General features: G+C 64.8%; 11 protein-coding genes and 1 pseudogene. 10 read left to right on the top strand and 2 right to left on the bottom strand.

What is annotated here, in order from left to right; genetic code table 11:
- Nucleotides 1–32: 32 nt before the first annotated feature.
- Both ACLQI9_RS19820 and ACLQI9_RS19815 read right to left on the bottom strand, forming a co-directional pair.
- Nucleotides 33–1,400, bottom strand: coding sequence for a PPE family protein, SVP subgroup (locus tag ACLQI9_RS19820; protein ID WP_442392047.1), 1,368 nt, complete (start codon nucleotides 1,398–1,400; stop codon nucleotides 33–35).
- Nucleotides 1,401–1,435: 35 nt separating this feature from the next.
- Nucleotides 1,436–1,744, bottom strand: a complete 309-nt coding sequence (locus ACLQI9_RS19815) for a PE family protein (RefSeq protein ID WP_442380925.1) — start codon at nucleotides 1,742–1,744, stop codon at nucleotides 1,436–1,438.
- A 341-nt stretch (nucleotides 1,745–2,085) separates the two neighbouring features.
- Here ACLQI9_RS19815 and ACLQI9_RS19810 point away from each other — a divergent pair, with 341 nt between their 5' ends.
- The 10 genes and pseudogenes from ACLQI9_RS19810 to ACLQI9_RS19765 form a co-directional block, all read left to right on the top strand.
- Nucleotides 2,086–2,859: a response regulator transcription factor gene (locus ACLQI9_RS19810; RefSeq protein ID WP_442392046.1), complete on the top strand. Its 774-nt coding sequence runs from the start codon at nucleotides 2,086–2,088 to the stop codon at nucleotides 2,857–2,859.
- Between the two features lie 49 nt (nucleotides 2,860–2,908).
- Entirely contained in the window at nucleotides 2,909–4,393 is a 1,485-nt protein-coding gene (locus tag ACLQI9_RS19805; protein WP_442392045.1) for a sensor histidine kinase, read from the top strand.
- A gap of 377 nt (nucleotides 4,394–4,770) precedes the next feature.
- Nucleotides 4,771–4,860, top strand: coding sequence for a K(+)-transporting ATPase subunit F (gene kdpF, locus ACLQI9_RS19800; protein WP_442380919.1), 90 nt, complete (start codon nucleotides 4,771–4,773; stop codon nucleotides 4,858–4,860).
- A complete protein-coding gene (gene kdpA / locus ACLQI9_RS19795; RefSeq protein ID WP_442392044.1) occupies nucleotides 4,861–6,531 on the top strand; it encodes a potassium-transporting ATPase subunit KdpA in 1,671 nt (556 codons plus the stop codon). It abuts the gene before it with no gap.
- 1 nt (nucleotide 6,532) lies between these two features.
- A complete protein-coding gene (kdpB, locus tag ACLQI9_RS19790) occupies nucleotides 6,533–8,707 on the top strand; it encodes a potassium-transporting ATPase subunit KdpB (RefSeq protein WP_442380915.1) in 2,175 nt (724 codons plus the stop codon).
- A pseudogene (locus tag ACLQI9_RS19785) lies at nucleotides 8,697–8,798 on the top strand (hypothetical protein); the annotation flags it as partial. The gene kdpB and the pseudogene ACLQI9_RS19785, both read left to right, overlap by 11 nt.
- Nucleotides 8,795–9,730 (top strand): potassium-transporting ATPase subunit C, encoded by a 936-nt coding sequence (locus ACLQI9_RS19780; RefSeq protein WP_442392043.1) that lies wholly within the window; start codon nucleotides 8,795–8,797, stop codon nucleotides 9,728–9,730. The pseudogene ACLQI9_RS19785 and the gene ACLQI9_RS19780, both read left to right, overlap by 4 nt.
- Nucleotides 9,731–9,878: 148 nt before the next feature.
- A complete protein-coding gene (locus ACLQI9_RS19775; protein ID WP_442392049.1) occupies nucleotides 9,879–12,398 on the top strand; it encodes an ATP-binding protein in 2,520 nt (839 codons plus the stop codon).
- The gene (locus ACLQI9_RS19770) at nucleotides 12,395–13,075 is read left to right on the top strand and encodes a response regulator (protein ID WP_442392042.1); all 681 of its coding nucleotides are present in this window, start codon (nucleotides 12,395–12,397) and stop codon (nucleotides 13,073–13,075) included. Before ACLQI9_RS19775 ends, ACLQI9_RS19770 begins: the two co-directional genes overlap by 4 nt.
- Nucleotides 13,076–13,420: 345 nt before the next feature.
- Nucleotides 13,421–14,378, top strand: a 958-nt coding sequence (locus ACLQI9_RS19765) for an ion channel (RefSeq protein WP_442392048.1), incomplete at its 3' end; no start/stop codon positions are given.

Below are 14,378 nucleotides of genomic sequence, written 5' to 3'. Positions count from 1 at the left end.
AACGGTGTGCGGGCCACAACCGTTTTGGCTTATTAGCCGACCAGCGGCGGCGGGAGCATGGTGGCACGCAAGCCTATTCGCTGCAGCCCATCGGCCTCGCGTTCGACCAGAGCCGGGAATGTCACCTTTGGCGTAGCCGGCGCTTTGGTCGACGCAGCAGGCGCCGCGCCAAAGCCCGTGGTGGGCACGGGCATTGGGCCGGCAGGCACCGACGCGGCTGGCCCGGCGTCCGCCCATGTCTGCGGCACCGACAGCGTTCCGACAGAGCTTGCGTGACCCATAGTCGCCGCAGCACCATAGCCGAGCGAGGATCCCATCGGCGTCGGACCGCCCAGAGCAGGTGCCAGACCGAACCCGCCCAACTCGCCGGATTGCCCCATACCTTCGGAGGCGAACAGCGAATCGGCTCCCGGGAAGTTCATCCCGACGCCGGCGAGACTCGTGCCCATGCCGCCGACGTTGGTTCCCAGACCGGCGGCATCGGGACTTAGGCCGGCCGCATCCGAACCCAAATCGGCGACTCCACTTGACGAAGATGACCCCATGTCCACCAGGCTGTCCAGAGCCCCGAGGCCCGAGCTGGCGGCCGTGCCGGTGCCCGCAGTTTTGCCGACACCCTTGCCCGTCGAGCCCGCCAAACTCGACAGTGCACTCACCGGTCCAGTTGCCCCCGACGCGCCGGAGGATGCTAGCGCCGCACCGTTACTCGTCACCAGTGACGACAGGCCGGACGCCGTCTGCGTCGGCTGTGCGAGTCCCTGCAGCGTCTGAGGCACCGCCGACAATGAGGTCGAAGCGACGGTTTGCGCGTGGCTGCCGGCGGTAGCGCCGGCGGCTTGGGCCACCGCGGCGGACTGACCGGTCAGGCCGGCTGGGTTGGTGGTCGACTTGGGCGGGGCGAACGGCGCCAACGTCGAGGCGGCCGCCGAGCTGGCGGCGTAGCTGTACATGGCTGCGGCATCCTGGGCCCACATTTCCCCGTAGTGGGCCTCGGTGGCCATGATCGCCGCCGTGTTCTGACCCAGGAAGTTCGTCGCCATCAGCGCCATCAACTGCGCCCGGTTGGCCGCGACCACCGTTGGTGGCACCGTCATCGCGAACGCGGCCTCGTAGGCGGCGGCCGCCGCCCTGGCCTGGCTTGCCGCCTGCTCGGCTTGGGCCGCGGTGGCACTCATCCAGGTCACATACGGTGCGGCCGCGGCGGCCATCGACGTCGACGCTGCACCCTGCCAAGACCCACCGGTGAGCCCGGAAATCACCGAACCGTAGGAGGCTGCCGTGGAGTTCAGGTCAGCCGCCAGCCCGTCCCAGGCCGACGCGGCCGCCAGCATCGACCCTGCGCCAGGGCCGGCGTACATCCGAGCCGAATTGATCTCCGGGGGTAACGCCCCGTAGTCCATCGTCCTTACCTTTCTTTGCTTCCGTCGTGCCCGGGTTAGCCGGCTGCGATCGCGTTGGCGGCTTCGGTCGCGGCATAAGATGCGGCGTTGGTCTGCAGGGTGCTGACCAAGGCCGAATGAACGGCTGCCGCCGCAGCGCTGATGGCCTGATAGCTGCCCGCGTGGGCGGCGAACTGCGCCGCCGTCAGCGCTGACACCTCGTCGGCCGCCGCCGGGACGACCCCACCTGTCGGACCCGCTGCGGCCGCATTCGCGGCAGCCATCGCGGAACCGATGCCCCCGAGATCGCCGGCCGCCACCGACAGCATCTCCGGATGCGTGGTGACGAAAGACGAGAAATACATTGATTACTCCAAAGTTGTCTGTGAAAACTGCCCGCGTTCATCGTTGGTCGCGGAGACTGCTCTTCAGCGGATATTGTTACGGCAGAGTTACGTAAAACGTTCACGCACAATCGGTTAGCGGTGTAGCCTCACTTTTGGTCTGCCATCTCCCTGGTTAAGAGCTCTGTTACCCAGTCTTTTTGGAGCACAACGGCATCGCAAGCTCACCGATGAGATGCATAGGGAACCCATATCTGACGGCCTGGGCGGCTGCTCGCCCGACCGCCGACACATTTGAGAACGATATGAGTTTCGTGACAGCTTTGTGACAATGGCATGTGAGCGAGGAACGATGGAGGTGCATGGCGATAATGTCGGGTTCCGCGCGCGAACAGCGGCCACGTCAGGTCATCCTCGGTCAGTTGCCCCGGATCACCCGCGCCGATGGGTCACCCATCCGGGTTTTGCTGGTCGATGACGAACCGGCGTTGACCAACTTGGTCAAAATGGCTCTGCACTACGAAGGCTGGACCGTCGAGGTCGCGCACAGCGGTCGCGAGGCCGTGCCGAAGTTCGAGCAGGTCAGCCCAGACGTGCTCGTCCTCGACATCATGCTTCCCGATGTCGACGGCCTGCAGATCCTGGAGCGGATCCGCGAGGCCGCCGACTACACCCCCACCCTGTTCCTCACCGCACGGGACTCGGTGATGGATAGGGTCACCGGCCTGACCGCGGGCGCCGACGACTACATGACCAAGCCGTTCAGCCTGGAGGAGTTGGTCGCCCGGCTGCGCGGACTCCTTCGCCGCTCCAACTACCTGGCCGCGCCGGCGGAAGAGGGTCTCAAAGTGGGCGACCTCACACTCGACGGCGCCAGCCACGAAGTCGCGCGGGCAGGCATACCCATCCCGCTCACCTCAACCGAGTTCGAGCTGCTGCGCTTCCTGATGCGCAATCCGGGCCGCGCCCTGACCCGCACCGAGATCCTGGACCGTGTCTGGAATTACGACTTCGCAGGACGTACCAGCATTGTCGATCTGTACATCTCATATCTACGGAAGAAGATCGACGCCGGCATGGAGCCGATGATCCACACCGTGCGCGGTGTCGGATACATGCTGCGACCGCCGAAATGACCCGCGCCGGCGACGATGCAGAGCGAAGCGATGAGGAGGAGCGGCGCAAATGACCAGGGCCCCACGCACACCCTGGTGGCGCCCACGAACCTTGCGCCGTCAGCTGGTAGTTGGGCTGTCAGTGGTGGTCACGGTTGTCGTGCTGGTGGTCGGCGTGGTCACGGTGTTGAGTTTTCGCAACTACGTCAATGCGATCAACGATGCTGAAGTTACCGAATCGCTTGACGCACTCGACCATTCGTTCATCAGGTACCGCCGCGGTGAATCGACACATCATGGGGATATCGCACACGTGATGTTGGAATTCACCGGACAGAACGCGGGGAACATCATCGCCGTACTCCACAACGGCGATGTCATCGGCTCGGCGGTCTTCTACGAAGACGACCCTCGCCCCGCCCCGCCCGATGTCGTCGCCGCTATCAGGGCACAGCCCTGGCACGACGACCAGCAACGCACCGTGACGCTGGGCAGCCTCGGTTCATTCCTGGTAGACAGCCAAAGCGCCGGTCCCGAAGACCGCCTCGTCGTCGGGGTTTCGCTGGAGCTGGCAAACCGCACTATCACCCGTCGAATCATCAGCGCCACAATACTTTTGGTGGCCGCACTATTAGTAACGGCGGGCCTGACCACTCTGGTGGTCGGATACGCCCTGCGCCCCCTGCGCCGTGTCGCCGCGACCGCCGCCGAGGTCGCCAGCACACCACTTATCGGCGACGACCATCGCATCACTGCCAGAGTGCAATTGCAGGATATCGATCCGGACAACGAGGTGGGCATCGTCGCACATACCCTAAACCGATTGCTTGACAACGTAGACAGCGCACTCGTATACCGCGCCGAATCCGACCGGCGGATGCGGCAATTCCTCACCGACGCCAGCCACGAACTGCGCACGCCGCTGGCAGCGATCCAGGGCTACTCCGAGCTCACCCGCCAAGACAGCGCCGCATTGCCACCGACGACGGAATACGCACTGGCCCGTATCGAGTCGGAAGCCCAACGGATGACGTCGCTCGTCGACGAGCTGTTGCTGCTCTCGCGCCTGGGCGAAGGCGAGGATCTGCGCACCGAAGACGTCGACTTGGGCGACCTCGTCCTCGATGCGGTGAACGACGCGGCGGTGGCCGCACCCACCCATCGCTGGGTCAAGCACCTGCCCGACGAGCCGGTCTGGGTGCGCGGGGACCGCGACCGCCTCCACCAGCTCGTCAGCAATCTGTTGACCAACGGCTGGGTACATACCCCGCCCGGTGTCACGGTGACGACGGGAATCGCCTGCCGCCGATCGGAGAACGGTGAGCCATACGCCGAGTTGACGGTTGCCAACGACGGGCCCGACATTGACCCGGATCTCCTCCCACACCTGTTCGAGAGATTCGTGCGCGCGAAGAACTCCCCATCCGACGGGTCCGGAAATGGATTGGGCCTGGCTATTGTCGCCTCGATCGTCAAGGCCCACGAAGGCTCGGTCACCGCCGAATCCGGCAACGGCCAAACCAGTTTCCGGGTGCGCGTGCCCATCGTTGAGTAGTGGATCACACCCGCCGCAGCAAAGACCAGACGGTTCGCAAACTTCGGCTCGGCCTAGGCGTGTTCCTGCACAAACTATGGTCGACGGGTCTGGCCTACGAGCATAGGGTTAGACGCGTCCGCGGGCGGCAAACCCAGAGGTGGCCGGCAAGCGTAAAGAAAGCGTAAGGGATGCGGAATTACGTAAGAACGACGCATAGCTTCGTTCCAGATCTTCACCGAGGAGGTCTAGATTGCATGGCGATGCCCAGACTCGATCGACGATCGCTCTGATCGGCTTGTCACGAACGGAGAAACTATGTCCGTGGTTGCCTACGTCCTGCTGACGGTGGGAGTGTTCGCCGTCCTCGGCTTTGCGCAAAAGCTGGTCGAAAAGCTATGAGCTACGACAACATCATCGGCCTCGCACTGGCAGTGCTGCTGGCGGTCTATCTAGTCGCGGCCTTGTTCCTTCCGGAAAGGTTTTAGGTGAGCACTTCTGCCGCGGGGATCGCATTCCTCGCTTTGCTCGTGCTGGCATTGGTAGCGGTACACGTACCGCTGGGCGACTACATGTACCACGTCTACACCTCGCCGCGGGACTGGCGAGTCGAGAAGGTCATCTACCGCGCCATCGGCGCCGACCCCAAAGCCCAACAGCCCTGGTACGCCTACGCCCGCAGTGTCCTGGCGTTCTCGGCGGTCAGCGTGCTGTTTCTCTTCTTCTTCCAGTTGGTGCAGGGCAAGTTGCCGCTACACCTACACGATCCAGCGACACCGATGACCCCGTCGCTGGCGTGGAACACCGCGATCAGCTTCGTAACGAACACCAACTGGCAGGCGTACTCGGGCGAGTCGACGCAGGGCCACCTGGTGCAGATGGCCGGCTTGGCCGTGCAGAACTTCGTCTCCGCCGCGGTGGGCATAGCCGTCGCGATCGCGGTGGTTCGCGGCTTCGCCCGAATTAAGAGCAACGATCTGGGCAACTTCTGGGTGGATCTGGTCCGCGGGACGCTGCGCCTCCTGCTGCCGCTCTCGTTTATCGCCGCAATCGTGCTGATCGCCGGTGGAATGATCCAGAACTTCCACCTGCACGACCAGGTCGTGACCGCGCTGGGCGGCTCCCAGCAGACGATCACCGGAGGACCGGTCGCCAGCCAGGAAGCGATCAAGGAACTCGGCACCAACGGCGGCGGCTTCTACAACGCGAACTCCTCGCATCCGTTTGAGAACCCGACCGCCTGGACCAATTGGCTGGAGATCTACCTGTTACTGGTGATCAGCTTCTCGCTGCCGCGCACATTCGGGCGCATGGTGGGCAGCAAGAAGCAGGGCTACGCGATAGCCGCAATCATGACGACGCTCGCCGCGATCAGCTGGACGATCACGATGTGGATGCAGCTGCAGCACCACGGCACGGTGCCGACCGCGGTCGGGGCGGCCATGGAAGGTGTGGAGCAACGCTTCGGTGTTCCCAACTCCTCGGTGTTCGCCGTTTCGACCACGCTGACCTCTTGTGGTGCCGTCGACTCGTTTCACGACTCCTACACCAGCCTCGGCGGCATGATGACGATCTTTAACATGCAGCTGGGTGAGGTGGCGCCCGGCGGCACCGGATCTGGCCTGTACGGCATGCTGGTCCTTGCGGTGATCACGGTGTTCGTCGCCGGGCTGATGGTCGGGCGCACGCCGGAGTACCTCGGCAAGAAGATCAACCCCCGCGAAATGAAGCTCGCCGCAAGCTATTTCCTGGTCACTCCCCTCATCGTGCTGATCGGCACCGCCATCGCGATGGCGCTGCCGGGCGAACGCGCGAGCATGCTCAACACCGGACCGCACGGCCTGTCGGAGGTGCTATATGCGTTCACCTCCGGCGCGAACAACAATGGCTCGGCTTTCGCGGGCCTGAACGCCAACACCACGTGGTACAACACCGCAGTGGGCCTGGCGATGGTCTTCGGCCGGTTCCTGCCAATCGTGTTGGTGCTCGCGTTGGCCGGCTCGCTGGCCCGCCAAGGTCATAAGCCGGAGTCCCCCGGTACCCTGCCCACCCATCGTCCGCAGTTCATCGGAATGGTCGCCGCCGTCACGGTGATTCTTGTTGCCCTCACATTCCTGCCCATGTGGGCACTCGGGCCCCTGGCTGAAGGAATTCACTGAAATGCCAACTTCTACGGCTTTGAAAGCCCGTTCCGCCCGTTCATCGCAGCGCCACCACGGCGGCCACGCGCCGGGCGGGCGGGTTCAGGGCGGCCGACTCGACCCCGCGCTGCTGACCAAATCGCTGCCCGACGCATTGCGCAAGCTCGATCCGCGCACCCTGTGGCGCAACCCGGTGATGTTCATCGTCGAGATTGGCGCCGTCTGGTCGACGGTGCTGACGATCCGCGACTCGTCGTGGTTCGGCTGGCTCGTCGTGTTCTGGCTCTGGCTGACAGTGCTTTTCGGCAACATGGCTACGGCTGTCGCTGAAGGGCGGGGCAAAGCCCAGGCCGACACCCTGCGCAAATCCAAGGCCGACACCATCGCGCGCCGGCTACGAGGCTGGTCACCCGAGACTCCCGGCACGGAGGAGGACGTCCGGGCACCAGAACTGCAAAAAGGCGACATTGTCGTCGTGGAGGCGGGCGAAATGATCCCGGGCGACGGCGAGATCGTGGAAGGCATTGCGTCGGTGAACGAATCCGCCATCACCGGCGAATCAGCGCCGGTGATCCGGGAGTCCGGCGGCGACCGCTCCGCGGTCACCGGCGGCACCACCGTGCTCTCGGACCGCATCATCGTCAAGATCACCCAAGAGCCCGGCAAAAGCTTCATCGACCGGATGATTGCATTGGTCGAGGGCGCCAACCGGCAGAAGACACCGAACGAGATCGCGCTGAACATTCTGCTCGCGGCGCTGACCATCATCTTCGTCTTCGCGGTGGCCACGCTGCAGCCGCTGGCGATCTACTCCAAGACCAACAACCCCGGTGTGGCGAACACCTCCGCCCTCACCGACAACGGCGTCACCGGCGTTGTCTTGGTGGCTCTGCTGGTGTGCCTGATCCCCACCACCATCGGCGCGTTGCTGTCCGCGATCGGCATCGCCGGCATGGACCGGCTAGTACAGCGCAACGTGCTGGCCATGTCGGGCCGTGCGGTCGAGGCTGCCGGCGACGTCAACACCTTGCTGCTGGACAAGACCGGGACGATCACCCTGGGCAACCGGGAGGCATCGGAATTCATCCCGGTCACCGGTGTCACGTCCGAGGAGCTGGCGGACGCCGCTCAGCTGTCCAGCCTGGCCGACGAAACCCCCGAGGGCCGCTCGATCGTCGTCTACGCGAAACAGGCCTACGGGCTGCGCGAGCGCTCCCCCGGCGAACTCAGCCACGCCCACTGGGTCGAATTCACAGCGACGACCAGGATGTCGGGCGTCAACCTCGACGGACGACAACTGCGCAAGGGCGCGGCCAGCTCGGTGGCCAAGTGGATCCACGACCAGGGCGGCACCATTCCCGACATTCTCGGCGAGATCGTCGATGGCATTTCCGCCGCCGGCGGAACCCCGCTGGTGGTCGGCGTGGTCACCAACGGCGACGGCAAGAAAGCTGAGGTGCTCGGCGTCATCCACCTCAAGGATGTGGTCAAGCACGGCATGCGTGCGCGGTTCGACGAGATGCGCAAGATGGGCATCCGAACGGTGATGATCACCGGTGACAACCCGCTGACCGCCAAAGCGATCGCCGACGAGGCCGGGGTCGACGACTTTCTTGCCGAAGCCACCCCCGAAGACAAGATGACGCTGATCAAGCGTGAGCAGGAGGGTGGCCGGCTGGTCGCGATGACCGGTGACGGCACCAATGACGCGCCGGCGCTGGCTCAGGCCGACGTCGGGGTCGCGATGAACAGCGGGACCAGCGCGGCCAAAGAGGCCGGCAACATGGTGGACCTGGACTCCGACCCCACCAAGCTCATCGAGATCGTCGAGATCGGTAAGCAGCTGTTGATCACGCGTGGCGCGTTGACCACGTTCTCGATCGCCAACGACATCGCCAAGTACTTCGCGATCATCCCGGCCATGTTCGTGGCCCTGTTCCCCGGACTGGACACGATCAACGTGATGCGGTTGCACAGCCCGCAGTCGGCGATTCTTTCCGCGGTGATCTTCAACGCGGTGATCATCGTCGCGCTGATTCCGTTGGCGCTGCGCGGTGTTCAGTACACACCGAGCAGCGCGTCGAAACTGCTGAGCCGCAACCTTTACATCTATGGGCTGGGGGGCATCGTCGCCCCGTTCATCGGCATCAAACTGATCGACCTCGTCGTGCAATTTATCCCCGGGATGGGCTGACATGAACCGCGTCGGCGACGATGCAGTGGGGGCACCCCCAGCCGCGCAGCGGCGAGGGGGACGAAGCGATGAGGAGGAGCGACGCACATGAACCTTTCCAACCTGATTCGCCAGCACTGGGCGGCTCTGCGCGCGCTGCTGGTACTGACCGTGATCACCGGCTTCGCCTACCCCTTGGTCGTCTGGGGAGTCGCGCTACTTCCCGGGTTGCACGCCAAGGCGGAGGGCTCGATCGTCAACGTTTCCGGAAAGCCGGTCGGCAGCAAACTGATCGGCCAGCTGTTCACCGACAAGGACGGGAACCCACTGCCGCAGTACTTCCAGAGCAGGCCGTCGGCAGCCGGAAAGGGCTACGATCCACTGGCATCGGGACCCACCAACCTGGGCCCGGAAAACATCGTCGACACACCGGCCGATCCCACCAAGCTGGCTCCCGGCGCCGATCCGTCCACCGCCGGATTCAAACCTAGCCTGCTGACCCAGGTGTGCTCGCGCAGCTTCGCGATCGGCCAGCTCGAGAAGGTCGACGGCTCACGCCCGTTCTGCACCGGCGGCGGCGTAGGCGCTGTGCTGTCGGTGATCGGGCCGCGGGATTCATCCGGCAACGTGATCCATCCGACCCGGGTGGTCAGCGTGAACGAACCCTGCTCGAAGCCCGGCAGCGCACCAACCACGGTGTTCCAGCAGCTCTACGAGGGTGTGCGGGTGGAATGCGCGCAGTACGGCCAGGACTACTCGATCGGTCAGATCGTTCCGATTCGCGGCGCGGCGTCTGATCACCCGGTGGTACCTGCCGACGCCGTCACCGCCAGCGCTAGCGGCCTGGACCCCGATATCTCGCCGGCGTACGCCGATATCCAGGTGGCCCGGGTGGCGAGCACGCGCGGGATCAGCGCCGCCCAGGTGCGCGACGCGGTCCGCCACAACCAGCACAGCCGTCTGCTCGGCTTCGTCGGTGAGCCGAGGGTTAACGTGCTGCAACTCAATCTCGAATTGGACCGCAATTACCCGGTGAAGTCTTGAACTTTCCGGTTGATGTGAAGTCTTGAACTTTCCGTTAGATGATGTTCATGTGACCTCCGCCGATGAGCCGCCAGCGCCACAAGCGGCATGCCCCGATGAGCCGCTTGCGGCGGGAGCAACTTACCGCGATGACCCGCTTGCCCAAAATGTGCCAAAGCAGCGACGTGGCGAGTTGCGCATCTACCTCGGCGCGGCCCCCGGAGTCGGCAAGACCTACGCCATGCTCGGCGAAGCGCACCGCAGGCTGGAGCGCGGCACCGACGTCGTCGCGGCGGTAGTGGAGACCCACGGCCGCAAGAAGATCGCCGAATTCCTCGAGGGCATCGAGGTCATTCCGCCGCACTATATCTCCTACCGCGGAACCCTTTTCCCGGAACTCGATGTCGCGGCGGTGTTGCGGCGTCGGCCGCAAGTGGTGCTGGTCGACGAATATGCGCATACCAATATCCCGGGCAGCGCCAATGCCAAGCGCTGGCAGGACATCGAAACACTGCTTGACGCCGGGATCACCGTGATCTCGACGCTCAACATCCAGCACCTGGAGAGCCTCAACGACGTCGTCGCCCAGATCACCGGCGTCGAGCAGCGGGAAACCGTGCCCGACGAAGTCGTCCGAAAAGCAGCTCAGATCGAGTTGGTCGACATCACGCCGGAAGCGTTGCGGCGCAGGCTCGCGCACGGCAACGTCTATCCGCCGGAGCGGATCGACGCGGCGCTGTCCAACTACTTTCGCCCCGGCAACCTGACCGCGCTACGTGAAATCGCGCTGCTGTGGCTTGCGGACCAGGTCGATGCGGCGCTGGCGAAATACCGTGCCGACAAGAAGATCACCGACACCTGGGAAGCCCGCGAACGGGTGGTCGTCGCCGTGACCGGCGGCCCGGAATCGGAAACATTGGTGCGCCGCGCCTCCCGCATCGCATCGAGGTCGAGCGCCCAACTCATGGTGGTGCACGTCGTCCGCGGCGACGGACTGTCGGGCGTCTCCGCACCCCAAATGGGTAAGGTGCGCGAACTCGCCGCCAGCCTGGGCGCGACGGTCCACACCGTGGTCGGCGACGAGGTGCCGACCGCGCTGCTCGACTTCGCCCGCGAGACAAACGCCACCCAGCTGGTGCTCGGCACCTCCCGGCGGTCACGGTGGGCGAGGATCTTCAGCGAGGGAATCGCAGCGACCACCACCGAGCGCTCGGGGAAGATCGACGTGCACATGGTCACCCATGAGCAGGCTCACCGCGGGTTTTCGTTCTCGTCGGTCTCGCCGCGCGCTCGCAACATCGCGTCCTGGCTGGCCGCCATCACTGTGCCGTGGGCCCTCTTGGGGATCACGGCGCAGTGGTTGGACCCGGTGCTGGACATCGGCGCAAAGACTGCCGTCTTCTTCGCCGGGGTGATTGCCGTCGCGTTGTTCGGCGGTGTGGCACCGGCCGTGCTGTCGGGGCTGTTGTCCGGGGCGCTGTTGGTCTATTTCCTGACCGACCCCCGGCACGCCTTCACCATCGCCAAGTCCAGCCACGCCGTCACCATCGTGGTTCTGTTGGGGGTCGCGATGGCGATCGCCGTACTGGTGGACGCCGCAGCCAGCCGTGCCCGCGAGGCCAGGCGCGCGACTCAGGAGGCGGAGTTGCTGGCGCTGTTCGCCGGGTCGGTGCTGCGCGGCGCCGATCTCGCCACGCTGTTGGAGCGGGTACGGGAGGCTTACTCTCAGCGCGCGGTGTGCCTGGTGCGTGACGTTGACGGTCACCCGGAGCCGGTCGCAAGTGTGGGCAAAGACCCTTGCGCGACGGTGGATTCCGCTGACACCGCCGTGAAAGTGGGCGATGAGGAATTCTGGATGCTGATGTCCGGCCGCGCCTTGACCGCGCGTGACCGCAGGGTGCTGTCGGTCGTCGCGACGCAAGCCGCAGGTCTGGTTAAACAGGGTGAGCTCGCCGCAGAGGCCGGCAAGGCTCAATCGCTCGCCGAGGCCGATGAGCTGCGCCGCCTGCTGCTCTCTGCCCTCGGCCACGACCTGCGGACTCCGCTGACCGCCGCCAAGGCAGCGGTATCCAGCCTGCGCGCCGAAGACGTCTGGTTCTCGCCCGAGGACACCGCCGAATTGCTTGCCACCGTTGAAGAGTCGATCGACCAGCTGACCTCCCTGGTGGCCAACCTGCTGGACTCGTCTCGGCTGGCCGCCGGCGTGGTCCGGCCACAGCTCTCCGAGGTCTACCTCGAAGAGGTCGTGCAGCGCGCGCTTGTCAGTATTGGCAAGCGCACCACGGCCGTCGGCCGGGGCAGCCTCGACCGGGTCAAGGTGGAGGTCGGCGGGACGGTCGCGATGGCCGACGCGGGTCTGCTGGAACGGGTGCTGGCGAACCTCATCGACAACGCGCTACGTTACGCACCCAACAGCATGGTGCGGGTCAATGCGGGTCAGGTGGGGACGCGTGTGCTGATCAACGTCGTCGACGAAGGGCCGGGCGTCGCCAAAGGCGCCGCGGAGCGGATGTTCGAGCCGTTCCAGCGGCTGGGCGATACCGACAACAGCTCCGGTCTGGGCCTCGGCCTGTCGGTGGCCAAGGGGTTCGTCGAGGCGATGGGCGGCACCATTGCCGCGACCGACACCCCTGGCGGGGGGTTGACCATTTTGGTGGATCTCGAGGCGCCGCCGGAGGCACACTCATGACTCGCGTACTAGTGGCGGATGACGACCGGCAGCTTCTGCGTGCGCTGCGAATCAACCTGTCGGTGCGCGGCTACGAAGTGACCACAGCCGCAACCGGATCGGCTGCACTGCGGGCCGCCGCCGACCAACACCCCGACGTGGTGATCCTGGACCTTGGCCTGCCCGACATATCCGGCATCGAGGTGCTCGCCGGGCTGCGCGGCTGGATGAGCGCGCCGGTGATCGTGCTGTCGGCACGAACCGATTCCGCAGACAAGGTCGGAGCACTGGATGCCGGTGCAGACGACTACATCACCAAGCCATTCGGCATGGACGAGCTGCTGGCACGGCTGCGCGCCGCGGTGCGCAGGGCCGCTGTGTCAGCAGACGGCGACGAACCGGTGGTGGAAACCAGGTCATTCACTGTCGACCTGTCGGCAAAGAAGGTGATCAAGGACGGCACGGAGGTGCACCTGACACCCACGGAGTGGGGAATGCTGGAAATGCTGGTCCGCAACCGCGGCAAGCTGGTGGGGCGTGAGGACCTGCTCAGAGAGGTGTGGGGACCCAAGTACGCAAAGGAAACTCACTACCTGCGCGTCTATCTGGCGCAGCTGCGGCGCAAACTCGAGGATGACCCGTCGCGGCCCAACCATCTGCTGACCGAAGCGGGCATGGGCTATCGCTTCGAAGCGTGATCGTTTTTGTCGCTCATTAGCGGACACCTCGATCACGACGCACCGATCGCCGCAGTGCTTTTCGTGCCTAGATCCAATCCGTTCACAGCCAGACTTCAGGACTGCGTCGCCGCGGGCGAATCACTCTGTGCGAGAATGCCTTCAGGGTCTCGTCTGCGTTCCGGTGCCACGAACCGCGGATGGTAGCCAGTCACCTTCGCGTGACGCAAAATTCAGTGTCAAGGCCTGACGACATAACACCGTGGTGTAACCTTCAACAGTAACGGCATCGGCAAAGCGGGTGCCTACCCGCGCGGAGTCTTCGACTCGATCGCGATCAGGTATTCCCGAGTGGCGAATGAGAGCATGCATCATCACATCATTGTCAGCGGTGACGATGCGCTGGCCACGACGATCATCGAGGAGCTGAAAAGGGCTGGCGCGCGTGTCGTGAAGCTGGACAACACTGAGCTTGCCAACGCCGGCGTCGCCCGCTCGCTCGCCCGCGCCGAAATCGCGCGCGCGATCGCCGTCGTATGTGCCGGAGATGATGACGCCACAAATCTCGAAATCGCCTTGCTGGCAAGAAGAGCCAACCCGAACCTGCGTGTGGTGGCGCGGCTGACCAACGATGTGCTGCGCACAGCGGTGGCCGACGACAACGGGCCCGGTGCGATCTTCAACGTCGCCGAACTCGCCGCGCCGTCGGTCGTGGAAGCCTGCCTGTCACACACCACCCACCCGTTCGAAGCCGCCGACATCAAATTCGTCGCTTACGGCAGCGAAGCACCCCGCGACGGGACGCTGTGGGAGATCTACGGCGACTTGGCACCGGTAGCGGTCATCCGCGGCGAGAACTCCCCGACCCCCGGCGAGGTGGTGGCATGTCCGAGTCGGGATGAGCGGGTGCACGCCGGTGACTGGACGGTGATGATCGGGACCGCTGACGAGGCGGCCGATCGTGGCATCAAGGTTCGGCAGCCGACCGGGACACGCGCACAACGCCCCCGGCTGCGGCGAGTACTCGACGCCATCCGAGTGGTGCTCAATGACTTCAACCCGGCGTTCTATCCGGCGTTGGTGGGTGCGGGCATTCTGCTCGCCACCTCGATGATCGTGTTGCACTACAACTACCACCGCCCGCGGATGTCGTGGATCGACGCGCTGTACTTCACCGTCGAGACGATCACCACAACCGGCTACGGCGACTTCAGCTTCGGCCATCAGGTGATATGGCTACGCCTGTTCGCTGCCATGTTGATGTTCAGCGGAGCGACCACCATCGCTTTGCTGGTCGCGTTCATCGCGGACGTGCTGCTCTCGC

This window comes from Mycobacterium sp., from assembly GCF_052143115.1.
GTDB lineage: Bacteria > Actinomycetota > Actinomycetes > Mycobacteriales > Mycobacteriaceae > Mycobacterium.
This window is presented reverse-complemented; position numbering and strand designations above follow the sequence as displayed.

Coding starts and splice junctions, on each gene's coding strand:
- ACLQI9_RS19820 (WP_442392047.1), bottom strand. CDS start 1,400: ATGGACTACGGGGCGTTACCCCCGGAGATCAATTCGGCTCGGATGTAC.
- ACLQI9_RS19815 (WP_442380925.1), bottom strand. CDS start 1,744: ATGTATTTCTCGTCTTTCGTCACCACGCATCCGGAGATGCTGTCGGTG.
- ACLQI9_RS19810 (WP_442392046.1), top strand. CDS start 2,086: ATGGCGATAATGTCGGGTTCCGCGCGCGAACAGCGGCCACGTCAGGTC.
- ACLQI9_RS19805 (WP_442392045.1), top strand. CDS start 2,909: ATGACCAGGGCCCCACGCACACCCTGGTGGCGCCCACGAACCTTGCGC.
- kdpF (WP_442380919.1), top strand. CDS start 4,771: ATGAGCTACGACAACATCATCGGCCTCGCACTGGCAGTGCTGCTGGCG.
- kdpB (WP_442380915.1), top strand. CDS start 6,533: ATGCCAACTTCTACGGCTTTGAAAGCCCGTTCCGCCCGTTCATCGCAG.
- ACLQI9_RS19780 (WP_442392043.1), top strand. CDS start 8,795: ATGAACCTTTCCAACCTGATTCGCCAGCACTGGGCGGCTCTGCGCGCG.
- ACLQI9_RS19770 (WP_442392042.1), top strand. CDS start 12,395: ATGACTCGCGTACTAGTGGCGGATGACGACCGGCAGCTTCTGCGTGCG.